Source organism: Sorangium sp. So ce381 (genome assembly GCF_051473845.1).
GTDB classification, from domain to species: domain Bacteria; phylum Myxococcota_A; class Polyangia; order Polyangiales; family Polyangiaceae; genus Sorangium; species Sorangium atrum.
This window is the reverse complement of the sequence record NZ_CP150336.1, coordinates 4,333,961-4,356,406: the sequence shown is the minus strand read 5'-3', so window position 1 is coordinate 4,356,406 and position 22,446 is coordinate 4,333,961. Positions and strand designations below refer to the sequence as shown.

The 22,446-nt window shown below is 71.7% G+C and carries 15 protein-coding genes; 6 read left to right on the top strand and 9 right to left on the bottom strand.

What is annotated here, in order from left to right; all coding sequences use genetic code 11:
• Nucleotides 1–5 precede the first annotated feature (5 nt).
• Entirely contained in the window at nucleotides 6–1,580 is a 1,575-nt protein-coding gene (locus WMF29_RS16485) for a hypothetical protein (RefSeq protein WP_437329739.1), read from the top strand.
• A gap of 4 nt (nucleotides 1,581–1,584) precedes the next feature.
• Here WMF29_RS16485 and WMF29_RS16480 read toward each other — a convergent pair whose 3' ends face one another.
• From WMF29_RS16480 to WMF29_RS16460, 5 genes are all read right to left on the bottom strand, one after another.
• Nucleotides 1,585–4,686, bottom strand: coding sequence for a hypothetical protein (locus WMF29_RS16480; RefSeq protein WP_437329738.1), 3,102 nt, complete (start codon nucleotides 4,684–4,686; stop codon nucleotides 1,585–1,587).
• Nucleotides 4,687–4,895: 209 nt separating this feature from the next.
• Complete coding sequence (locus WMF29_RS16475; RefSeq protein WP_437329737.1) at nucleotides 4,896–6,230, bottom strand: zinc-ribbon domain-containing protein; 1,335 nt, start codon at nucleotides 6,228–6,230, stop codon at nucleotides 4,896–4,898.
• A gap of 401 nt (nucleotides 6,231–6,631) precedes the next feature.
• On the bottom strand, nucleotides 6,632–8,365 hold the full coding sequence (locus tag WMF29_RS16470) for a sigma-54-dependent transcriptional regulator (RefSeq protein WP_437329736.1): 1,734 nt from the start codon (nucleotides 8,363–8,365) through the stop codon (nucleotides 6,632–6,634).
• 299 nt (nucleotides 8,366–8,664) lie between these two features.
• Nucleotides 8,665–10,311 (bottom strand): GMC family oxidoreductase N-terminal domain-containing protein, encoded by a 1,647-nt coding sequence (locus WMF29_RS16465; RefSeq protein WP_437329735.1) that lies wholly within the window; start codon nucleotides 10,309–10,311, stop codon nucleotides 8,665–8,667.
• Entirely contained in the window at nucleotides 10,308–10,895 is a 588-nt protein-coding gene (locus WMF29_RS16460) for a gluconate 2-dehydrogenase subunit 3 family protein (protein WP_437329734.1), read from the bottom strand. The genes WMF29_RS16465 and WMF29_RS16460 overlap by 4 nt, the downstream gene beginning before the upstream one ends.
• 179 nt (nucleotides 10,896–11,074) lie before the next feature.
• Between WMF29_RS16460 and WMF29_RS16455 the strand changes: the two genes are divergently transcribed.
• Nucleotides 11,075–12,727, top strand: coding sequence for a hypothetical protein (locus tag WMF29_RS16455; protein WP_437329733.1), 1,653 nt, complete (start codon nucleotides 11,075–11,077; stop codon nucleotides 12,725–12,727).
• 82 nt (nucleotides 12,728–12,809) lie between these two features.
• On the opposite strand, the gene WMF29_RS16450 is transcribed toward WMF29_RS16455, so the two are convergent.
• The 4 genes from WMF29_RS16450 to WMF29_RS16435 form a co-directional block, all read right to left on the bottom strand.
• Nucleotides 12,810–14,915: an ATP-dependent DNA helicase gene (locus WMF29_RS16450; RefSeq protein WP_437329732.1), complete on the bottom strand. Its 2,106-nt coding sequence runs from the start codon at nucleotides 14,913–14,915 to the stop codon at nucleotides 12,810–12,812.
• Between the two features lie 10 nt (nucleotides 14,916–14,925).
• Nucleotides 14,926–15,351, bottom strand: coding sequence for a hypothetical protein (locus WMF29_RS16445; protein ID WP_437329731.1), 426 nt, complete (start codon nucleotides 15,349–15,351; stop codon nucleotides 14,926–14,928).
• 127 nt (nucleotides 15,352–15,478) lie between these two features.
• Complete coding sequence (locus tag WMF29_RS16440) at nucleotides 15,479–15,862, bottom strand: PilZ domain-containing protein (RefSeq protein WP_437329730.1); 384 nt, start codon at nucleotides 15,860–15,862, stop codon at nucleotides 15,479–15,481.
• A 124-nt stretch (nucleotides 15,863–15,986) separates the two neighbouring features.
• The gene (locus WMF29_RS16435; RefSeq protein WP_437329729.1) at nucleotides 15,987–16,496 is read right to left on the bottom strand and encodes a hypothetical protein; all 510 of its coding nucleotides are present in this window, start codon (nucleotides 16,494–16,496) and stop codon (nucleotides 15,987–15,989) included.
• Between the two features lie 129 nt (nucleotides 16,497–16,625).
• Here WMF29_RS16435 and WMF29_RS16430 point away from each other — a divergent pair, with 129 nt between their 5' ends.
• From WMF29_RS16430 to ahcY, 4 genes are all read left to right on the top strand, one after another.
• Nucleotides 16,626–18,455 (top strand): peptidylprolyl isomerase, encoded by a 1,830-nt coding sequence (locus tag WMF29_RS16430; protein WP_437329728.1) that lies wholly within the window; start codon nucleotides 16,626–16,628, stop codon nucleotides 18,453–18,455.
• Complete coding sequence (locus tag WMF29_RS16425; RefSeq protein WP_272098185.1) at nucleotides 18,452–19,747, top strand: M16 family metallopeptidase; 1,296 nt, start codon at nucleotides 18,452–18,454, stop codon at nucleotides 19,745–19,747. Before WMF29_RS16430 ends, WMF29_RS16425 begins: the two co-directional genes overlap by 4 nt.
• 264 nt (nucleotides 19,748–20,011) lie before the next feature.
• The gene (locus WMF29_RS16420) at nucleotides 20,012–21,124 is read left to right on the top strand and encodes an ArsR/SmtB family transcription factor (RefSeq protein ID WP_437329727.1); all 1,113 of its coding nucleotides are present in this window, start codon (nucleotides 20,012–20,014) and stop codon (nucleotides 21,122–21,124) included.
• Entirely contained in the window at nucleotides 21,114–22,430 is a 1,317-nt protein-coding gene (gene ahcY / locus WMF29_RS16415; protein WP_437329726.1) for an adenosylhomocysteinase, read from the top strand. The genes WMF29_RS16420 and ahcY overlap by 11 nt, the downstream gene beginning before the upstream one ends.
• Nucleotides 22,431–22,446 lie beyond the last annotated feature (16 nt).

Sequence of the window (22,446 nt, the reverse complement as noted above, 5' to 3'; positions counted from 1 at the left end):
CAAGGGTGAGCTTGCCTTGGAAGTACTCGGCTCCCTGGATCGCCATCGTGGGACTGGCGTCCTGCTCTTTTCGTATGGCCGACGAGTCGGCGGATATCCCCGATATGCCCGGGGACGCCGGTCAACCCACCGTCTTGGCGTTCGAGGAGGAAGGTACGCTCCAGCTCGTGCCAGGGGAGCTGCGCACGGTCTGGGTTACGGGACAACCGCCCGCGCCCTACGAGGTGAGCTTCACCCTCCTCGGCGAAGCTGCGGGTGCATGGGTCGACCGCACGACGGCCGTCGCGGACGAAAATGGCAGGGCCTCGGTTCAGCTCCACGCGTCGACTCTGGGGAGCACGTTTCGGCTCCGCGCCGCGACGAAGAAGGGGCCATCCGCCGAGCTCGGTGTTTCCGTCAGCGCAGAGGGCTTCGGCACGCTCCGCGTCATCCCGGTCTACGACGGGACGCGCGTCGCGAAGGGCTGGACGGCGAGCGTCGTCGCAGAGGCCACCTGTGAGGAGATCGCGGCTGCTGCGCCCGAAGCACCCGTGGGCGCGCTCGTGGCGCACGGCGGTCCAGGCGAGCCGGTGGTCGTCAAGGGCGCGCCTGTAGGGCCGAGCCTTACCGTCGCTCTGCACAGCGGTCGGATCATGTGGGGTTGCGTGGGCGAACGAGAGCTGCAGGCCGGCTCGGCGCGCGACGTCTGGGTCCCGATCAAGGACCTGCCGATCGATATGGCGGCGACGCGCCTCGACACGAAGCTGACCCTCGTGACGGCTGAGGGGCTGACCGCGATGCTCGAAGCAGCGACCGAGCAGATGCTCGACGCGTCCTTGCCTGCCGGCGCGGAAGCCGCGTCCCTGCTCGACGCGATGCAGCGCGCGGCGCCGCCGGACCAGGCGACCGCGTTTGCCGCGCAGCGCATCGAGCGTGACTGGGACGCGGCGGCACAGGCGCACCTCGCCGCCCTCCCGATCCCCCTGCGCAACAGGTGTCGTGGATGGGCCCATGCCGGGCTCGCGGGTACGCCGCTCGCGCTGGATGGCCAGCTGAGCGGCGCGGGAGACATGCAGGGACGCGCGCTCTTCGAGGCGAGCTGGCTCGGCAGCGTGACCGCCGACAACGCGGGCGTACCACCGGAACATTTCATGTCGTGGACGGCGGATCCCGGCGACGTGCTCCGGCTCGCGGGCACGCTGACGTGGTCGCCGACCCGATACATCGGCGGAGTGACCGGGCTCGGGGTCGCAGCGGAGGCGGATGCGGAGTCCGTCCCCGCAGCGCTCGCCGCTGCGGCAGAGTGCCAGGCGCTCGGCGAGCTGCTCGGCGGCTACTCCGACTGCTCCAGCGACTGCATGGCGATGCTGTGCGCTGGCGGGCTCAAGCTCCTGTGGCGCGCTGGCACGGAGGCATCGGAGAAGGCAGGGATGATCGGCGAGATCGTCGTGAACGCTTCAGGCCCTGCGCAGCTCAACAGCTCCGCCACGCCGATCGCATGGACGGCCGACTGGCTCGGGACCATCCGCTACGGGCAAGGCGAGGAGGTCGGCGTCGAGGGACGGGTGAACGCCGTTTCGCCGGACGCCATCACCAACTAGCGGATCATCTGGCGGCGTCCTTCGGCTCGCAGCGCAACCGCCACCTCCGGCCCGTCGCGCGCTCGGTCGCAGCGAGCGGGATCGCGCTGGCGCCGACGTCGCTCTGCTTTTCGGGCGCCTTCGAGAAGGCGCCCTGCAGCCTCACCGCCATCGCCTCGACGCACGCGCTGCCTGGATCGAGGCGAAGCCTGAACTCGGCGCCGTCGACGGAGGGAGAGCTGCCGACGACATCGAAGCTCGGCGAGCCGTCCAGGCTCGTGTCGAGGAGCCAGCCGTCCTGCCCCGGAGTACACCGCTCGAGCCGTGTATCCGCGAGGTCCTTGCGGCCGAGCGGCACCGCCTCGCCGAGCGCGCCGGTCTCGCGGTCGATCGGGAGCACGTGCCAGGAGCCGGCGCGCACGCCGGGGTCGGGAGCCGCCGAGATGAGCAGGCCGACACCGCCGCCCAGCGCACGCCGGACCAGGCGCGGAGGATCCACGCCGTAGCCGGCGCGGCCAGGCCGATAGTAGGTCGCCAGCTGCCGCGCGATCCCGAGGTCGGCGCGCCACAGCGCCACGACGTCATACGAGCCGCCGGGCGTCACGAAGAACCACGTCTCGCCGAGCCGCACGGCGCCGTTCGGAAACGGCCGGAGGAAATTGCCGGCGCGGCCGGCGCTGTCGCGCAACGGAAGGATCGGCAGCCCTTCAGAGGCTGCGAACAGGCTGCATCCGGCGCCGCGACACACGTGGGTCAGCGCGGCCCGTCCGCCAGGATCGAGGTACGCGCCCCAGGACGCCGCCCCCTGGCTCACCACCCCGAGCGCCTCGGCGGCCGACGCCTCATCCGACCAAGGCGAGGCGCTCACGCCGCTGGAACGCACCCCGCCATCCGGGTCGAAGCGATCGTCGAAACGGAGGAGCCAGCGCCCGGCGCGCGCCCAGTCTGCGCCTCGCTTGCCCCATGCGTAGGCGCGCATCGTCACGATGTCGTACGGAGCCCCGTTGTCGAGGCCGATCTCGTCCGCCCCGCGCTTGGGCGGCGGAGTGTTGCGGAAAGGAGCCCACGGCGACGTGGGTGTCTCCGTCGACGCCGAGCGCGTGACCGACGAGGCCGGGCGCGCTCCCTCGGCGCGCGCGGACGGCGCGGCGGAAGGCTTGTCCGGCAGCGGCGGCGTCGACGAGCCGAGGGCCTCGCAGCGCATCGCGACCGGGCTCCCCGCGCGGAGCGGCATCTGAAGCACCGGCGGCGGCTTCGCCTCGGCGAGATCGTCCGGCATCGCCGTCTTGCCCCAGCCGACGCGGATCCAGCCCCTGAAGACGCAGCCGACGGGGCCGCACGCGCGCGTCCTCGACGCCGCGGTGTCGTCGTCCCGCTCCGGCAGATCGAGCGCGCGCCAGGTCATCCCGCCGTCCGTCGACTCGGCGGCGCGCTCGCCTTCTCCGAGGGAGAACGCGAACCGCCCTGACAACAGCGCGCCCGTGCCGTCCTGGCGCGGCGCGCCGGCGGTCACCTTCCCGCTCTTCGCGTCGATCCGAACGCCCACGATCGGACCGCCTGCCTCTACCCAGCCGCCGATGACGCCGGGCTCACGCTCCTCGAACCCTTCGAGCCACATACCGCGCTGCAGATCGCGCGCTGTGCTGCGCGGCTTTCCCGGGAGGATCAGCGGGACGGTCGTGACGTCGCTCCCCTTGAGCAGCGTGAGCTGCCCCGATGCGTCCAGGCGAGGCGGCGAGAGGACGGCGATGCGGCCGTCGGACAGCGCGACGACGCGCTCGATGCCGACGTCTCGCGCGGGCGCGCGGACGTGGATCTCGCGGGTGCGCCCGTCGGCGGCGACGACGCAGTACGCACGCCCGGCGCGCACCGCGCTGTCTTCGCTGCAGGAGCCGCGGATCACCAGCGCACCGTTGCCGCTCGCGACCACGAAGCGGGGCTCGTCGAAGCGCATCAGCCGGCGCATGCCGAGCGGCGGCTGGAAGGCGTACAGGGTCGTCGGCCCCTCGCGCTCGCCGCACACGAACCCGAACGACGCCCCCGCGCGGATCGCATGGCAGGCCGCCTCTCGCTCCGGATAAGCGTCGGGCGCGACGTCGATGACCGCCCCGTCGCGCAGCGAGACGCGCGCCAGGGCGCCGCCGCGAGCCACCACCGCGGTCGTGCTCGAGTCGGGCCACCCGTCCTCGACCGCCGCGCGGAGCGGGCGCCTCCCGAGAGGCCCCTGGGCGCGCGCCGGCGGCTCGTGCACGTCGTCGGAGACCTCCAGCGCGCGGTACGTCACGCCGCCGCGCGCATCGACCGCGTAGAGCCCGCTCGCGGTCATCACGGCAGGATCGCCGCCGACGACGGCGACGGAGGTCGGCCGCGCGTCGATCTCCACCTCGCGCCAGGTGGCCCCTGCGTCGAACGTGACGAGCAAGCCGCGCAGATCGGCCTCGACCACGGCGCGCCAGCCGTCGGCGAACGCGATCTGGCCGTACGAGCTCGCCGGCGGGAGCGGGCCGAGCGGCATCGCCGCGCCCGTCTGCGCGTCGATCGCGAGGAGCCGGTGGCTGTGCGAGAGCCGAGCGTAGAGGCGATCGAACCCCGCGAGGATCTCGTTCGCCTCCGACGGCAGCTGGACGAGCGGCTCGAGCGGGGCGAGCCACGCCTGGGCCCGCCAGAGCTGCGCGCTGCCTCGGTTCGAGGAGTAGAACAGGTAACCGCCGCCCAGGCGCGTCGGCAGCTTGAGCGAGGTGACCTGACCCGACGGCAACAGGTCGGCGGCGCGCTCGAGCGATCCGTCGTCGTGCGCGACGACGCGCATGCGATCGATGAGCACCCGCTTGGCCCCCGCCTCGCTGGCCACCACGCCGCGCTCTCCGACGAGGTCCGGGAGCAGCCGCGATGGAGTGACCATGGTCACGAGCGCGCCCTGCGAGGCTCGCCCGCCCGGAGCCTGGCGCGACGCCTGCCCAGCGGCGCCGCGATCGCTCGACGGCTGTCCTCCGGATGGCGTCATCGCCGCCCGCCCACCGCACCCTGCCGCGCTCGCGCAGAGGAGCAGCGCCATCGCGGAGCGCCGCGCCGCGCCCGGCATCCACCGAGGCATCGGCGCGCGCAGCCGCCCGTCGGGCTCACTCATGACGGACGATGCTAGCGCGGCGGTCCGGGCGCCGCACCGTCCTTGCGGGCGCCCGCTCGAAGGTCCAGCCGCGGCTCGCGTCGTGCGTGTCTGCCGCGTCTGGCTCATGCCGTTCGCGCATCGCAGAGCCGGCGCCGGAGCAGCCGCCGCGCGCGCGGCTCCGGCGACGAGGATCTGCGCTCACCGATCGGACGACGGCCTGCGCGCGTTCACTTGCCCTTTGCGGAGCACTGCATCGCGCACATCAGATCGCCGGCCGCGCACCCGCAGCCGCCGCGCTTCGCGGGGGCCGGAGCGGCCGGCGCCGGGGCGGCGGCAGCAGGCGTCTGCTTGCCTGCGGTGCTGCCACCGGTGCTCGGTCGCGTCGACGGCCTCGTGCTCGGACGCGCCCCTGCTGCCGTCGGCGTGGCGCTCGGCGCAGCGCTCGCGACCGGCTCTGCCGTCGCGGTCGCCGACGCCGTCGCCGACGCGGTGGGCGCCGGCTCCGGCTCGGGGGGCGCCGTCGTCGCCGGCGCGGCGGCCGTGGGCGGCGTCGTCTCCACCGCAGCGGGAACCGGCGTGCTGCCGCCGCCCTTCATCAGGAAGAAGACGCCTGCGATCGCGATGCCCGCGATCGCGATGCCCGCGCCGATGATCAAGGGGGCGCGGTTCTTGGAAGGGGCCTCGCCGACGTTCGGCGGCGCGACCGACGGCGCTCGCGCCGTGGTCACGATCGGCGCGCTGAGCTGGAACAGGCCGCCATCGTTGGCGACGATGCTCGCGACGGGCGACGGCGCTCGGACGCCGGCTCCCGATGCGAGGGCCTTCAGGTCGATGAGGCCGGAGTCCTCCGAGGCGCTGACGGCCGCCCGCGCCGGGGCAGGAGCGGCGGCCTTCGCCGTGAGGGCGCTCAGCGAGAACAGCATCGAGTTCTCGTCGCGCTGGCCAGGCGCGGCGCCGCTCTTGAAGAGCGGAGCGCTCGTCGCCACGTCGTCGGAGCTGGGCCGGTGCGCCTCGACGCCCGGGCTCCCGCCGAAGAGATCCTGCGTCGGGCGCGCCGGATCGCGACGCACCGCCGCTGCCCGAGGAGCGGCCGCCGCGACCGACTCGACGCCCGGGGAGGTCTGCCCGAGGGCCGCTCCCCCGCTGGGCACGGACGTCGACTGCACCGGCGCCTCCTGCGCGGCCGCCGAGGCAGGAGCGCTGCCTGCGTGCAGGGCCGCGACGATCGAGTCGATCTGGCCGAGCGGCTGCCAGTCGGCCATGCCGTCCGCCCAGACGTACGTCTCGGCGTTGATCACCCCCGCCTGGTAGCTCGTGACGATCTCGGCCAGCGCCATCGAGCGCTGATCGCCGTCCGCCACGTTGACCAGGTACGTCGTCCCGTCATTCGGAACGCTCGTGCCGGACACCGGATCGGCGAGCCCGCCGTTCGTCGTCACGCCCGAGCTGTTCACGAGGATCGTGGCGCCGCATTTGCGGCACTTGATCTTGACGGTTCTGCCTTGGACCTTCTCGTCCGAGACGGTGTATTTCGACTGACAGGACTGGCAGGTGATCTTCATTGGGGGCTGGCCCGCTGGGGTGTAGTGCCGGCGAGGCGTCGCGTAGAGTTTACCTTGATACCGCGCCGGTGGCCCGCTCTCTGACGTGCCAGTCGCGCGTCTGATCTCGCAGCTCCGCTTTACGATAGCCGAGGTCGTCGTCCCTTCGTAAAGCACAAAGGGACGGACCGCCGACGGGACCGTTGTCGGGGTGCGGCGCAGCAGCGCGCAGGTCGGGTCCCGGAGTGCGACCAGCCGCCTCTCGGCGGGGCTCAGGCGCCCATCCGCGCTGGGAGGCGGCTCACACTCGACGCGCCCGCGCGACCCGTGATTGCTGCGGTACTGCGAACCTGCGGTGTGGCGGTGTGAGCTCGCGGCGCGGCGCGGTGTGGGTTCGCGGCGCGGAGCGGCAAGGATGCCCGTCAGGCGTCGCCGCGCGCGGAGCCGAGCTCTTCCAGGGCGGGCTCGTCGGTGACGACCGGCACGTCGTCGACCGGGTCCTGCGGCTCGGCGCTCTCGCTGTGCCCCTGGGCCTCGTGGCTCCCCACGTGCTCCCCGTACGCCTGCAGCTTCGAGTACAGGCCGCGGCGGCTGATCCCGAGCACGCGGGCGGCGCGCTGTTTGTTGCCGCGCACCGCCTCGAGGGTCAGCAGGATGAGCTTGCGCTCCGCATCCGCCAGGCGCGTCCCGACCGGAAGGCGCAGCACGAGCGGGTGCTCCGCCGCTTCGCCGGCGTCCCGCGACGGCTCGGCCTCGTGCGTGCCCGCCTCCCCCGGCCTCCGCGGCATCGAGGCAGGGCCGATGGAGGACGGCACGGGCTGCGCGCCGACGTGCGACGGCACGGGCTCGGAGGGGACCACCAGGTCGGCCGCATGAACGATCGGCACAGAGAGCGGCTCGGCCGGCTCGGCCGGGGCGACCGGCGCCGCCACCCTCGTCGACGGGATGCTGTCATAGGAACGCCGGCCCGCGCGCCGCTCGATCCGGCCCTGGCCGAGCTGGACGTCGTTGGCCGACACCAGCTCGTTCGAGGCGAAGAGCGCCGTCTGCTCGATGACGTTGCGCAGCTCGCGGACGTTGCCGGGCCAGTCGTGCTCGGCCAGCCGCTCGACGGCGGCGTCCGAGAGGCGGCGGGCCGGGGTGCCGTAGCGCTTGGCGAACTTCAGCAGGAAGCGCTCGGCGATGGGCAGGATGTCCTCCCTGCGCTCGCGCAGCGGGGGCAGCGTCACCGTGAACACGTTGAGCCGGTAGTAGAGGTCCTCGCGGAAGACGCAGTCGTCGACGAGGTCGAGCAGGTCCTTGTTCGTGGCGGCGACGACGCGGACGTCGGCCTCGATCTCCTTGCGGCCGCCGACGCGCGTGAACCGGTACGTCTCGAGCACGCGCAGGAGGCTGACCTGCACGGCCGCGTCCATCGTGCCTACCTCGTCGAGGAAGACGGTGCCGCCAGCCGCCGCCTCGAACTTGCCCTCCGCGGCCGCGAACGCGCCGGTGAACGAGCCCTTCTCGTGGCCGAAGAGCTCGCTGCCGATGAGCTCGCGCGGGATCGCGCCCGTGTGGACCGGCACGAACGGGCCCGCGCGGCGGCGGCTCCGGTTGTGGATGGCGCGCGCGACGAGCTCCTTGCCCGTGCCGCTCTCGCCGACGATGAGCACGGGGGCCATCGTCGCGGCGACGCGATCGATGCGGGTGAAGACCTCCCGCATCCGCGGCGAGCCGCCGATCATCCCCTCGAACACGAGCTGCCCATGGAGGGGATCGTCGTCGTCGAACTCGGTCGGCGGCGACGAGAGGAGCTCGCGCACGAGCAGCACGAGGCGCGCCGGATCGAGCGGCTTCTGGAGGTAGTCGGCCGCTCCCAGCTTGAGCGCGTCGACGGCGCTCGTGATCGACGCCGCGCCGGTGACCATGACCACGTGGGGCGGCGGCGCCTTCGGCTCGGGCCCCTCGAGCTCGCCGGGCGAGAGCCGGCGCATCAGATCGACCCCCGTCATGCCCGGCAGGTTGAGATCCGTGACGAGCACGTCAGCCGGCGTCCGCTGGTGGATCTCGAGCGCTTGCTCGCCGCTCGACGCGACGACGACGTCGAGCCCTTCGTGGCGCAGCACCGCCTCGAGGATGGCCGCCTGGTCGGGCTCGTCTTCGACGAGGAGCACACGGCCGTGATGGCTGTGGCTCCGATGCGGCGAGCGCGCTTGTCCGCGCGGAATTGCAGCTGAAACTGCGTTCGGTCCCAAAGCTTCCCTCCCAGCTCGGCGGACGGACGGCTCGGCCCCGTGCGAGTTGAAACGTGCCGTTAAACTTGTACCTCGCGGGGGCCTCGTATCAACTCGGGAGTTGCCTCCTTCTCGGGTGCAAAGCCCCCCTCACATACCGTCCGCGACATGCCGTGCCTGCCCGACGGATGCGGCGCCCCTGGCTCACTGACTCCTGTGGTGACACGCCGCCGCGCGCCTCACCAGCGCTCGATGATGCCGCATGCGATCCGATCGGCCAGCGCCATGCACGTAAGCATCGGATTCACTGCGGGACTTCCAGGAAAGACGCTCGTGTCAGCGACGTACACATTGTCCAGATCGTGGCAGCGCCCCTCCTCATCGACCACCCCGTCCCGCGGGCGCCTCGACATCCGCGCCGTGCCGAAGGCGTGATTCGCCGCGGTGATCGTGTCTCGTCCGTCGAGCCGTTTGCTCTTCAGGATCTCGGCTTCTTTCGGCGACCTCAGCTCGTCGGGCACCCCGTGCAGCCCGGGCAGGATCGACGAGGCCCCCGCCGCCCAGCAGATGTCGGACAGGATGCCGAGACCGCGCTGGATCTTCTCGACGTCGCGCGGTGCGTAGTCGAATCGCACATCAGGGTCCCAGCTGCCTCGCTTCGGACGCACCGTCCCGCGCGACTGCTCGGCAGCAATGATGACGTCGAACGGCGCCATCCGGTTGTATGTCCGGAGGTGACGCTGGTAGTCGTGCCCGAAGCCGGGGAATCGCGCGGCGAGCACCGCCGGAGGCGACCAGAGGACCTCCAGCTTGATCCCTTGCTCGATGAAGTGGAGCGAATGATAGCCCTGGGTCGCGCCCTCCCATGGATCGATGGGCTCGGGGAACACCGCCATGATGGCGAGCCCCGGGTGGAGCTGCAGCTCGTTGCCCACGTAGCCGCTCGATCCGGCGGCGCCGCTGCGGAGCAGGATGAGCGGGGTCGCCATGCAGCCGGCCGCGAGCACGACGAGCTCCGCCCTTATCTCGACGGGCGCCCCCTCGCGCCACGTGAAGGGCTCGATCGTGCGCCCGCGCATCCCGGCGGCGCGCCTGCCGGAGAGGAGCAGGTGCTCGGCGCGCACGCTGGTGAAGACGCGCGCGCCCGCCCGGATCGCGGCGGGGACGTACGAGACGTCGGTCGACATCTTTGCGCGGTTGCGACACCCCGTGAAGCACTCGCCCGAGCCGCGGCAGCCGCGCACGTTGCGGTGGGTCGGCTCGCTCGACAGCCCCAGCGCATCGCAGCCGCGCTTGAAGCGCAGGTTGCGCTCGCCTTGCACTTCCATCGGCGTGGGCGAGACGCCGAGCAAGCGCTCGACGCGATCGTAGTGGGGCAGCAGCGCGTCCAGGGTGAGCGAGGCCGTGCCGGTCCGCTCTGCCCACTTGTCGAACACCCAGGCGGGCGAGCGCGCGCAGATGGCCGAGTTGACGACCGATCCGCCCCCGAGCGCGATCGCCTGCATGGTCGGGATGAGCATGCGCCCGCGGGCGGCGCGCATCCCGCCCTCGCGCAGCGTGCGCGAGAGCGACTCGCCCGCCTCCTGGCGGAAATCCTCCACCCCGAACGGCGGCCCCTCCTCGACGAGGATCACGTCGCGCCCCGCCTCGGCGAGCTCCTTGGCGACGACCGCGCCGCCCGGACCCGAGCCGACGACGAGCACCTCGCACGACGCCCGCACCTCGCCCTCGTAGTCGGCGAACACCTTCACCTGGGTGCGCGGCTCGCCGGGCGCGAGCGGCTCCACAGCGCCCCGCGATCGGAGCGTGGCCTCGGAGAGCGAGCGCCGCTCGCCGCGCTCGCGGCTCACGGCGCGAGGCGGCTCCGGGACGACGGGGAGCTTCATGCCGTCACCCCCGGCACGAGCGACGGGGGCGCCGCGGCGGCGGGCTCACCCGCCGACCTCCCGGCGGCGCGGCGCTCGAAGGGCGTGGCGCAGCAGGCGACGCCAATCGCGCCGGCGACCTTCTCGTTCGCGAGGTAGCCCATCGAGAGCATCGTCCGCAGCGAGAGGAACGTCACCCGCCGGAGATAGATGCAGCTCTGCGCCATCGACGCGAGCACCGCGATGCGATCGGCCTGCGGGAGACGCGTGAAGCGGGCGCGGCGCGGCCCGAAGACCCACGGCGAGAGCTCGACGAAGTGGAAGAGCAGCCGCATGTAGGGCCGGAGAGGCCGCGGCGTGCGCGCGACGTAGCGGTCCATGTACTCGACCAGCCCGGCCTCCGTGCCGGAGACCGGGATTGGACCCCCGGCCGGGAACAGGGCGTCAGCGCAGGCCGCCACGATGGCCCGCTCCTTCACGGACAGCGCGGAAGAGGGAGCAGCAGGGGCCGACGCCCTGCGCGCGAGGAAGGTGGCGGCGAGGGCGAGCGCCACCAGGGCGACGACGGGACCGATCACGGGCAGGTGCGCAACGAGCTCGCTCATCACTCGACTCCTTCCTTGTCAGCACGGGAAGCCGTCGCCGTGGCTGCCTCGACAGCGTAGTCCTACAGTCGGAGTGCGCAATTTCGTTCGCACTGCGTCGGGATGTGCGCGCACCATCCTGTCCTGATTTACGCAGCTCGACGTTGTGGCTGTGACAATCGCGGTATGGTCGGCGCCCGATGAGCGACGAGCCCGTGACCGCAGGGGAGAGGAGCGAGGAGGTGGGATACGACGAGTCCCTCGAAGGCGAGGAGCCGTCGGGAGCGGAGCGCCACGCCTCGCCGGCGCGCGATCTTCGAAGCTGGCTCGATGGCGCTCCCCTCCCCGCTTCGCTGGAGCTCACGCTCGGGCTGCTCGCGCCGATGGTGATCACGATCGCGGCCGCGCTCCGCGTCGCGAGCTTCACGATCGACGACGCGTACATCTCGTTCCGGTACGCGGAGAACCTCGCGAACGGAAACGGGCTCGTTTACAACGTGGGCGAGCGCGTCGAGGGTTACACGAACTTCCTCTGGACGGTGCTGCTCGCCGCGGCGGTGAAGCTCGGCGCGGCGCCGGCGGCGGCGTCGAAGGTGCTCGGCGCCGCCTGCGCTGCAGGTGCGCTCGTCCCGACCTACCTCCTCTCCCGGCGGCTGCGTCCGTTCTCGAACGTGCCCTGCCTCGCGACGTGGCTGCTCGCGATGAGCGTCCTCTTCTCCGGCTACGCGGTGTTCGGGCTGGAGACGCCGCTGTTCCTCCTGCTCACGCTCGCGGGGACCGAGCTCTTCTTCCGCGAAGAGGACGCCGCCAGCGACGACGGCGGCGCTCGACCCGCGCTCGTCTTCTCCTGGTTCCCCTGGTTCCCCTTGTCCGGCGCGGTGTTCGCGCTCGCCGCGCTCACCCGCCCGGAGGCGCCGCTGTTCCTCGGGCTGCTCGTCGTCTGGCACTCGGAGCAGGCGCTCTCGCGCCGGAGCGTGCTGCGCCTGCTCGCTTTCGCGCTCCCGGTCGCCGCGCACCTCGTGTGGCGGCACAGCTACTACGGCGCATGGCTCCCGAACACGCTCGCCGCGAAGACGGGCGACTTCGCGCTGCAGATCCAGGGCGGGGGCGACTACGTCCGCAAGTACGCGCAGCACGCCGGCGCCTTCCTGTGGCTCGGGCTCCTGTCGGTCGCCTCGTCCATCGTCCACCGGCGCCGGAGCGGCCTCGCGATCGCGTCGATCGCGCTGCTCTTCGGCGTGTACGTCGTCGCGGTGGGCGGCGACTGGATGCCTTACTTCCGGTTCCTCGCGCCCGCGGAGCCGTTCGCGTTCCTGCTCGCCGACGACGCGGTCCGCGCGATCGCAGCGCGCCGTGAGCGCGTGGCGTCGCTCGCGATCGCAGCGTTCGGCGCGATCACGATCGCGACCCGGGCCGGCGAGCTCGTGCGGGCCCAGCGGAACCTCCTCGTCAACGACAAGGGCTTCTGGGACGACGCGGCAGGGCGCTCCGCGGAGTGGCTCGCTCAGAACGCGGAGCCTGGCCCCATCGCGCTCGCCGACATCGGCTACGTCGGTTACCGCACGGGCTTCCCGGTGGTGGACATGCTCGGCCTGCTCAGCCCCGAGGTCTCCCGCCTGCCGGGCGGGTACACGCACAAGGTCGGGGCCGGCTACACCGACGCGATCTTCGCGAAGAACCCGCGTTACTTCTTGGTCATCTCCTCCGGGATCGACTGCAAGAACCCGACGGTGCCCTCCTCCCGCGCCTCGTACGACGACCCCAGGTTCAAGGCGGACTACAGGCTCCTCCAGGCCATCGCCCTCCGGAAGGGCGGCGCCTGGTGCATCTACGGGAAGACGTCGTATCCCTGACGAGCGCTCCGACGAAGAGCGCGCGTCGCCGGAGGGTACGCCTCATCTCGCGCTTCGCCTCGCGGCCCCTTCGCTCCGCGCCTCACGTCCGCGCGCCTGTCCCGGCCGGCGCTCCTCCTCGGTCCGCTTCCGCGTCGGCCGCGCGGGCCGCCCAGAACGCGCGCACGTCCTCGATGCGGTCGGTCCGGCGCGCGTCGGGCAAGCTGTCGAGCAGCACGCGGCCGTAGCCGCGCGTGCGGATCCTGCGGTCCAGGATCGCGACGATGCCGCGATCGGTGCGCGCGCGGATCAGCCGGCCGAAGCCCTGCTTCAAGGTGATCGCGGCCTGCGGCACGCTGTAGGCGATGAACGGGTTGCCGCCGCCCTGCTCGATCGCCGTGCACCGGGCCGCGACGACGGGATCGGTCGGCACGGCGAACGGGAGCTTCTCGATGATCACGAGGCGCAGCGCCTCGCCGGGGACGTCCACCCCTTCCCAGAAGCTCATCGTCGCGACGAGCACCGCGTGCCGCTCCGCGCGGAAGCGGCGCAGCAGCGCGCCCTTCGGCGCGTCCCCCTGAACGAGCAGCGGAGCCTGCCGCCCCGGAGCGCTCCCGTCCGCCCGGGCGACCGCCGAGGCGCGCGCGAGCCGGACGCGGAGGGCCGCGGCGAGCGCGTTCATCGCGCGGATCGACGTGCAGAGGAGGAACGCGCCGCCGCCCGTGATGCCGATGAGCTCGGCCGCGCGATCGGCGGCGCGCTCGACGAACGCAGCGTCGGTCGCCTCGGGGAGATCGCGCGGCGTGTAGAGCAGCGCGGCGGTCGGGTAGTCGAAGGGCGACGGGACCTCGAGCTCGTCGACAGGGACCGACACGTCCTCATCGAGGCCCATGCGCGAGCGGAGGAAGCGGAACCTCGCCCCGGCGGAGCCGCTCGTCGTCAGCGTGGCGCTCGTCAGCACCACGGCGCCGATCCGCTCGAAGACGTGCTCGCGCAGCATGTCCCCGAGATCGACCGGCGACGCGCCGAACGAGACGGCGCGGCCGCGCACCTCGACCCACGTGACCTGGTTCGTCGCGGGGTCGACGATGCGCGCCGCGTCGTCCCGCAGCTGCGCGGCGCGGTTGCCGACGAGCTGCACCGCCTCGCTGATCGCGTTCGCGCTCGCGTACGCCGCGAGCGCCTCGAGGTGGTCGTCGAGGCGGTGGTACGCGTCGAGCAGCTCGCCCGACCAGGCGTCCCTGGCGAGCGGGCTCCGGGCCTCGCCGCGATCCCCGCCGCCGGCGGCGCCGCCCAGCGAGGCGAGCCGATCGAAGAGCGCGTCCGCGGACTCGCGCACGACGGCCGTGATCGCCGTCCCCTCGCCCCGCCCGAGGATGCGATCGGCGAGGCCCGACGCGATGAAGGCCCGGTCCGCGTCGCGCAGCATCGAGTCGACCCGCGCGCGCGACACGCGGACGCCGAAGAAGCCCGTCGCGATGTCCTCGAGCTGGTGCGCCTCGTCGAAGATGACCGCATCGTACGGCGGGAGCGCGCCGGCGCCGGCGAAGCCGCGGCGCGCTCCGGCGATCTTCAGCGCGAGATCCGCGAAGAAGAGGTGGTGGTTGACGACGAGGAGGCGCGCCGCCTCGCTGTCGCGCTTCATCCGCGTGACGAAGCACCGCTCGAAGTGCTCGCACGAGGCGCCGAGGCGCGTCTCGCTGGACGACGCGACCTCTCGCCAGAGCGGATCCCCCTCGGCGAGGTGGGCGAGCTCCGCGACGTCGCCCATCTCGGTCTCCTGCGCCCACGCCTCGATCAGCGGCAGCGAGCGCCCCGCGATCCCGGCGCCCGCGCCGGGGCTCGTCCGGAGCTCGCCGAAGCGCCGCAGGCACAGGTAGTTGCCGAGCCCCTTCACCAGCGCCGCGCGCGGATCCAGCCGGAGGTGCTCGGCCACGAGCGGCAGGTCCTTCGTGTAGATCTGGTCCTCGAGCGCCTTCGTCGCGGTCGAGACGACGACCTTGCGACCGCTCAGGATCGCGGGCACCAGGTAGGCGAGCGTCTTGCCCGTCCCGGTGCCCGCCTCGCAGAGGAGGATGCGGTCCTCCGCGAGCGCCCGCTCGACGGCGCTCGCCATCGCCACCTGCCCCTCTCGGTCCTCGTACCCGTCCAGGCCACGCGCGAACGGGCCAGAGGGCCCGAGCAGGCTCGCGGCTCGATCGAAGGGCATCGCGCACCGCTCAGCGCGGCAGGGCGGTCTTCTCCAGCGAGAGGGCGAACCCCACCTCGCTGACGGCGAGCTCGAGCGACGCCACGCGCTTCTCGAAGTGGACCTCGCACCACGTATCGAGCGTCCGCTCGGCGTCGCCGGGGTCGCGGACGTGGCGGAGGGCGGCCTCGGCCTCGGTGTAGCCATGCGCCACGGCGGCCTCGGCCATCCCGCGCGCCCGCTCGAAGAGCTGCTCGTCCGCCGCCCCCGGGAAATCGTTGCGCTGGGCGCGCACGACGAACCCGACCCGCAGCGGCTCCGCGCCCACGACGATCCCCGAGTCCATGAGGAGGTTCTCACGCACCCGCTCCGCGACCTGCACGGCGTCGCCCCGGGTGCGGTAGACCTCGAATCCGGCCTGGAGCAGGGCCTTCTTTATCTCCGCGGGTGTCGGCATCTTCCGCTGGTTTCCGGCTACCCCCAGCTGTCAGCAGGAACATCCATCGCAAAATTGCGGGTGCCTCGTCAAGCCGACAGCGCCGACCACGTGTGGCGCTCTGGAACGCCGGCGCGCTCGTGTGTGCTCAGGAGCTCGATCGCGGCGACCTCGAGGAGCCACCTTCCAGGCCCCCCAGGCCGTTGATGCCCTCTCGATCCTCCAGACCATCCAGGAAACACACACCGACGATCGAGCCGTCGGGCTCGTCTTGCACCCACATTATCCTACCTGGGCGCGGGCTCCTGCCGTCGAGCCAGACCGTTAGTTCCGTACCAGGGTCGAGTGAATTTTCTATCACCACCCTGAGCCCGCCGACGCTCACGTTCAGCGTCCAGCCGGCGACGGCGCGCTCGCCGGTCTCCAGGCGTACCCGCTCGCTCAGCTCGCGGCGGGGGCTCCTGCGACGGTTGGCCAGGAGCTCAGGGGGAATCTGGAGGGACGGGGGGGTGAGGGTTCTGCGTCGAATCACGAAAGAAAATTACAAGCACACGCCGTACCCGGGGACAGAAATGTGGGCTCCGGTCGATATTCAGCGTGGACGGGAGAGCCGGGTCCTGCATGGCGCACGAGGATGCGCCCCCTACGGCGGCCGCTCAGTGCGCGTCTGCGTGGTCGGGCTGGTGGCCGGAGCCGTCGCTCGGCTCCTCGAAGACGGAGACGGGCTCGAGCAGGGACAGCTGCTCGCGCTTGATGCCTACGCCCTTGTCGGAGAAGAAGAGGTCGTTCTCCTGAAGCCGCGAGCGCACACGGGCGATGAACAGGATAGGCATGCCCGCCTGCGTGTAACCGAGCTGCACGAGCGTGCCCTTCGGCCAGTTGCCGCCGTCGAACGCGAGCTCCTTGCGAAGCGTGTAGAACCCTTCGGCGGGGAGGCGCTGCAGGGAGTCCGCCCACGTCGTGCCCCGGAACGCGACCGCAGGACCGTGGAAGTGCCAGCGGTTGTGAACGTTGTGGTCGGGCGTCGTGACCGTCGGCAGACCGTTGTCCGAGTGGTTGTGGAAGGAAACGATGGTGCCAGCAGGCACCTTGTCCTCGTGTCCGGGGAGCGGCTTTGTCGTCAGGTAGAGGCCGCAATCGGGGAGCTGTGACTTCGAGCTTGCCATGGCATGAGCCCCTAGCCCCGCTCCCGACCGCCGTAAAGACACGCCGTCGACGCCGTGCTATGCCGCGCCAGGCCAAGGCGGGAGGCCGCTCGAAGAGCGAGCGGCGCACGCCCCGGGAGCGAGCCCTTCGTGAACAGACTGAGCCAAATCTTCGGCGCTGCCATCATCATCGCGATCGCCGTCGTCTTCATCGTCCAGTTCCGCCCGAGCACGGGCCCCGTGCAGTCGACCGGGAGGACCTGTGCCGTCGAGGTCCGAGGCAGCTGCATCTCCTCGACCGACTTCAACGCGTCCAAGAACCTGCTCGCGATGCGGAGCGTCGACGAAAACCGCCTCCGGGCGATGGGTTACCGGCGGCTCACGGCGGAGGGGCTCTACGAGCGGTGGCTCCTCAACGAGGACGCGAAGCGCCTCGGGATCACCGTCTCGGACGACGAGCTCACGAACGAGCTCGTGTCTGGCAGGGTGCATGTCTCGCTCCCGGCAGACAAGATCCGCCAGGTCGGTTACGCCCTCAGCCTCCGGGAAGACCTCACTCGCTACCTGGACGTCCGCAACCGGCAAACGAAGAAATTCGACAACAAGCAGTACGAGAAGCAAATCCGGAACATCACGAAGATGAGCCCCACCGACTTCCGCGATTACCAGCGGAAGGAGCTCATCGCCGCCCGGATGCGCGACCTCATCCGGGCGCGGGTCCGGGTCGGCGAGAATGAGGCGTTCGAGCAGTTCTCGCGCGAGAAATCCACCAGGACGCTCGCCTACGTGCGCTTCGACCGGCGCTTCTATAGCGATCTCATCGTGGACACGTCGGAGAAGGCGATCCAGGCCTGGGCCGACACCAACAAAGAAGAGCTCGACAAGGCCTGGGAGGGGCGGAAGGCGCAGTATCAGCCCGAGTGCCGCGTCGCCCGAGAGCTCGTGGTCGAGGTGAAGCCCGAGGAGGCCGAGCAGGGGCCGGAGGCGGGCAAGGCGGCCGCAAAGGCGCGGATCGAGGGCGCGGTCCAGCGCCTCAAGAAGGGCGAGAGCTTCGCCGACGTGGCCCGCGCCGCGAGCGACGGGCCGAGCGCGGCGCGCGGCGGCGAGCTCGGATGCGTGGCCAAGGGCCGCCTGAGCAAGCCTGTCGAGGACAAGCTCTTCGAGATGAAGGCGGGCGATGTGTCGGACCTCATCGAGACCGAGGACGGCTTCCACGTGATCAAGCTCGAGCAGATCGCGAAGGACGCCGAGGCCGAGAAGATCGGCCGGCAGGAGGCGGCGCGCGACCTCTACATCGCCCACGAGTCGGAGCGGCTCGCGGCCGAGGCCGCGAAGCAGGTGCTCGCCGCCGCCGCGGGCGGCAAGTCGCTGGAGGACGCGCTCGCCGCCTACATGGCCCAGCTCACGCCGGCGAAGCCGAAGGAGAAAGCGAGCGAGAAGGCGGGCGCCGCGGCGCCGGGCGCGAAGGCGGGCGGCGAGCCCGCCGCGGCGAAGCAGGACGGGAACAAGGAGGCGGGCGCGAAGGAGGGTGGCCAGGCCGAGGCCGGGGATGCGCGGGCTCCCTACACGATCGCGAACCACCCGAACCGACCCACCGTCGAGACGAGCCTGCCGTTCAACGTCTCCGGCTCGCCCATCGCGGACGCGAAGGACAGCACCGAGGCCGCGCGCATCGCCTTCCAGCTCGACAAGCCGGGCGATCTGCCCAAGGACGTCGTGGCGCTGGCGAACGGTTATGCCGTGATCCAGCTGAAGGAGAAGACCTCCGCGAGCCAGGAGCAGTGGGACAAGGACCGCGAGTTCTACACGTCGGCCATGCGCGCCGCGAAGCAGAACGACGCGCTCATCGGGTACGTGCGCCGGCTGAAGTCGACGATCGGCAGCGAGGTGAAGTACGACCAGAACCTCCTGAAGGAGTCCAAGCCTGCCGAGGATGGCTCCGGCGAGCCGCCGCTGCCGCTCGAAGACGAGGGGGAATGACGTCGCTCCCGCTGCGTGACGCGCGCGACGTCGTCCTCCCGAACGGCCTCAAGGTCGTCCTCGTCCCGCAACCACACGTCCACCGGGCGGTCGCCTCGCTGTACCTGCGCGTCGGCTCACGGTTCGAGAGCCAGCAGAACAACGGCATCTCGCACTTCCTGGAGCACATGGTGTTCCGGGGGACGTCGACGCTGCCGTCCGCGCATGCGCAGGCGCTCGCCTTCGAGCGCCTCGGAGGGACGCTCTACGCGGCGACCCACGTCGACCACGGCGTGATGAGCATCTCCGTGCCGCCGACGAACCTGGAGCCGGTGCTCGCCCTGCTCGGCGAGGTGACCACGTCGCCCCGCTTCACCGCGATCGAGGTCGAGCGCGGCATCGTGCGCGAGGAGATCCTCGAGGACCTCGACGACGAGGGGCGCGACATCGACGCGGACAACAACGCGCGCGCGCTCATGTACGAGCGGCACCCGCTCGGGTTCACCATCACGGGCGACATCGCGGCGCTCGATCGGTTCGACGAGCCGATGCTGCGCGCCCATCACGCCCGGCACTACACGACGGCGAACGCGGTGCTCTGCCTGGCGGGGCGGCTCGATCCCGAGGCGTGCGCGCGGGCCGCCGAGCGGCACTTCGGCGCCATGCCGCGCGGCGAGCAGGTGCCCGCCGCGCCGCCGCCCAACGGGCAGAAGAAGCCGAGGTTCCGCTTCATCGAGAACCAGTCGAGCCAGACCGATCTGCGGATCGCGTTCCGGGGCGTGAGCGAGCGCGATCCGCGCGAGCCCGCCGTGGAGATGCTGCTCCGCGTCCTCGACGACGGCATGTCGACGCGGCTGTACGAGCGGATCTGCGATCGGCTGGGCCTCTGCTACGACGTGTCGGGGATGTTCGAGGCCTACGAGGACGACGGGGTCGTCGACATCGCCGCGGGCGTCCAGCACGACCGCGCGACCGTGGTGGTCCGGGAGATCTTCGCGTTGCTCCGCGAGCTCGCCGAGGTCGGCCCGCGCGAGGACGAGCTCGCCAAGGCGCGGGACCGCCACCTCTGGTCGGTGGAGGCGATGCTCGACGACGTCGAGGCCACCGCCGGCTTCCATGGGCTCGCCGCGCTCGCCGACATCACGCGCACCCCGGAGGCGCGGCACGAGGAGCTCGCGCGCGTCAGCGTCGCCGACGTGCGCGACGCCGCGCGCGCGCTGTTCAGGCCGGAGCGCCTGACCGTGGTGGCCGTGGGCCTGCTCCGCTCCTCGGAAGAGGCGAAGCTGGAGAAGGCCGTCCGCTCGTTCGGTTGACCCGGCGCGAGCCAAGAGCCGCGACGCACCACGACAGCGACGATCGCACAGGAAGCGGAAGGGGCCCGGCAAGGGGGCGGCCGCTGAAGGGCGCCCCCGTGCGCATGGCTGGTCCCTGCTACTCGCTGCACGGGAGCCTGCCCCGGCGCGCGAGCCGTGGTGCCCGGGCATACGTGTCAGCGGGGCCTTCGAGGGGAACCGAGCGCGTTCAGGGCCTTGAATAAACTATTTGCATCTATGCGCATCAACACATATGTATGAGCCATGGTCTCGGTCGTAGAGACGCCAGCTCAACCGGAGGAGGCGGTCGCGCGGTGCGAGCTGTACCGGCTGCTGGCGGATCCGGTGCGGGTGCGGCTCCTCGGCCTGGCCGCGGCGGAAGAGCTCGCCGTCGGAGAGCTGGCCGAGCTGCTCCGCGAGGGTCAGCCGAAGATCTCCCGCCATGCGGCCGCGCTCCGCGAGGCGGGGATCCTGCTCGCCCGGCGCCAGGGGACGTGGACGCTGCTCCGCCTGGACCCGCGCGCGACGACCGATCCCGTGGTCGACGACGCCGTGCGCGCGGGCCAGCGCGCGTGCGCGGCGGACGGGACGCTCGCGCGCATCGAGGAGGTGCTGGCCGCGCGCGACGCCGAGACGCGCGAGTTCTTCGCGCGCGGCGGGCGGCCGTTGCGCCCGGGGCCGCCGTCCGAGCTCGCCGCCTACCTCGCGGCGCTCGCGCCGCTCCTGCCCCACAGGCGGCTGGCGGTCGACGCGGGCACCGGCGACGGGGCGCTGCTCGAGGTGCTGTCGCCCGTCTTCGATCGCGTCGTCGCGCTCGATCGCGCGAGCGCCCAGCTGCAGCTCGCCGGGGAGCGCCTGCGGAGGCGCAGCCTCGAGAACGTCGAGCTGGTGTGCGGCGAGATCGACGGGCCCGAGGTGATCCAGGCCGTGGCGCGCGCGCTCGGCGGCGATCCTCCGGGGGCCGACGAGGCCCTCTCCGGGGGCGCCGACGTGGTCTTCGCGGCGCGCGTGCTGCACCACGCGCCTCAGCCGGCGAAGGCGATGCGCGCGCTCGTCGAGCTCGCGCGCCCGGCCGCCCCCGGCCGCGGCGACGGCGCGCACGCCCGCGGGGGCGCGGTGTGCGTGCTCGATTACGAGGTGCATCATGATCAGGCCCTTCGAGAGCAGGAGGCGGACATCTGGCTCGGCTTCTCGCCGGGCGACCTCCGGGGTCTCGCCGAGGAGGCCGGGCTCTCCGGCGTCGAGCTCCGGCGGCTGCCGTCCGCATGGCAGGGCGAAGGCCCGGATCGACACCTGGTTTGGCAGCTGCTCGTCGGCTGGCGCGGCGCGCGCACAAGCGCATTCACCGAAAAGGCAAAGGGACACCATGACTGCTGAGAAGAAGCTCTCCTACAAGGTCGCCGACATCACGCTCGCGGACTGGGGTCGCAAGGAGATCCGCATCGCCGAGAAGGAGATGCCCGGGCTGATGGCGCTCAGGGCGGAGTACGGCGCGACGCAGCCGCTCAAGGGCGCGCGCGTCGCCGGCTGCCTCCACATGACGATCCAGACGGCGGTGCTGATCGAGACGCTCGTGGCCCTCGGCGCGGAGGTCACGTGGACGAGCTGCAACATCTACTCGACGCAGGACCACGCGGCGGCGGCGATCGCGGCGGCCGGCATCCCGGTCTTCGCGTGGAAGGGCGAGACCCTCGAGGAGTACGACTGGTGCATCGAGCAGCAGCTCTACGCCTTCAAGGGCGGCAAGGGGCCCAACATGATCCTCGATGACGGCGGCGATCTCACGATCGTCGCCCACGAGAAGCACCCGGAGCTCTTCACCGGCGCCGATCCCATCCGCGGGCTCTCCGAGGAGACGACGACCGGCGTGCACCGGCTCTACGAGATGCACCGCGCGGGCAAGCTGAAGGTGCCCGCGATCAACGTCAACGACTCGGTGACCAAGAGCAAGTTCGACAACCTCTACGGTTGCCGCGAGTCGCTGGGCGACGGGATCAAGCGGGCCACCGACGTGATGTTCGCCGGCAAGGTCGCCGTCGTGTGCGGCTACGGCGACGTCGGCAAGGGGTGCGCGCAGTCGCTGCGCGGCCTGGGGGCGCGCGTGATCATCACCGAGATCGACCCGATCTGCGCGCTGCAGGCGGCGATGGAGGGCTACGAGGTGAAGCGCCTCGAGACCGTCGCCCCGATCGCCGACATCTTCGTCACGGCGACGGGCTGCGAGGACGTCGTCCGGGCGGAGCACATGATCGCGATGAAGGACGAGGCGATCCTCTGCAACATCGGGCACTTCGACTCCGAGATCCAGATCGCGTGGCTCGAGAAGAACCCCGAGATCAAGGAGGAGAACATCAAGCCGCAGGTCGATCACTTCATCTTCCCGGACGGCAAGCGGCTGATCGTCCTCGCGCGCGGCCGGCTCGTGAACCTCGGGTGCGCCACCGGCCACCCGTCGTTCGTGATGTCGACCTCGTTCTCCAACCAGGTCCTCGCGCAGATCGCCCTGTGGACCGAGAAGCACACGATCGGCGTCCACCTGCTGCCGAAGAAGCTCGACGAGAAGGTCGCCGCGCTGCACCTGCCGAAGCTCGGGGTCGAGCTGACCCAGCTGACGGCGGAGCAGGCGAAATACCTGGGCGTCCCCGCCGAGGGCCCCTTCAAGGCCGAGAACTACCGCTACTGAGCGGCGGGCTTTCGGC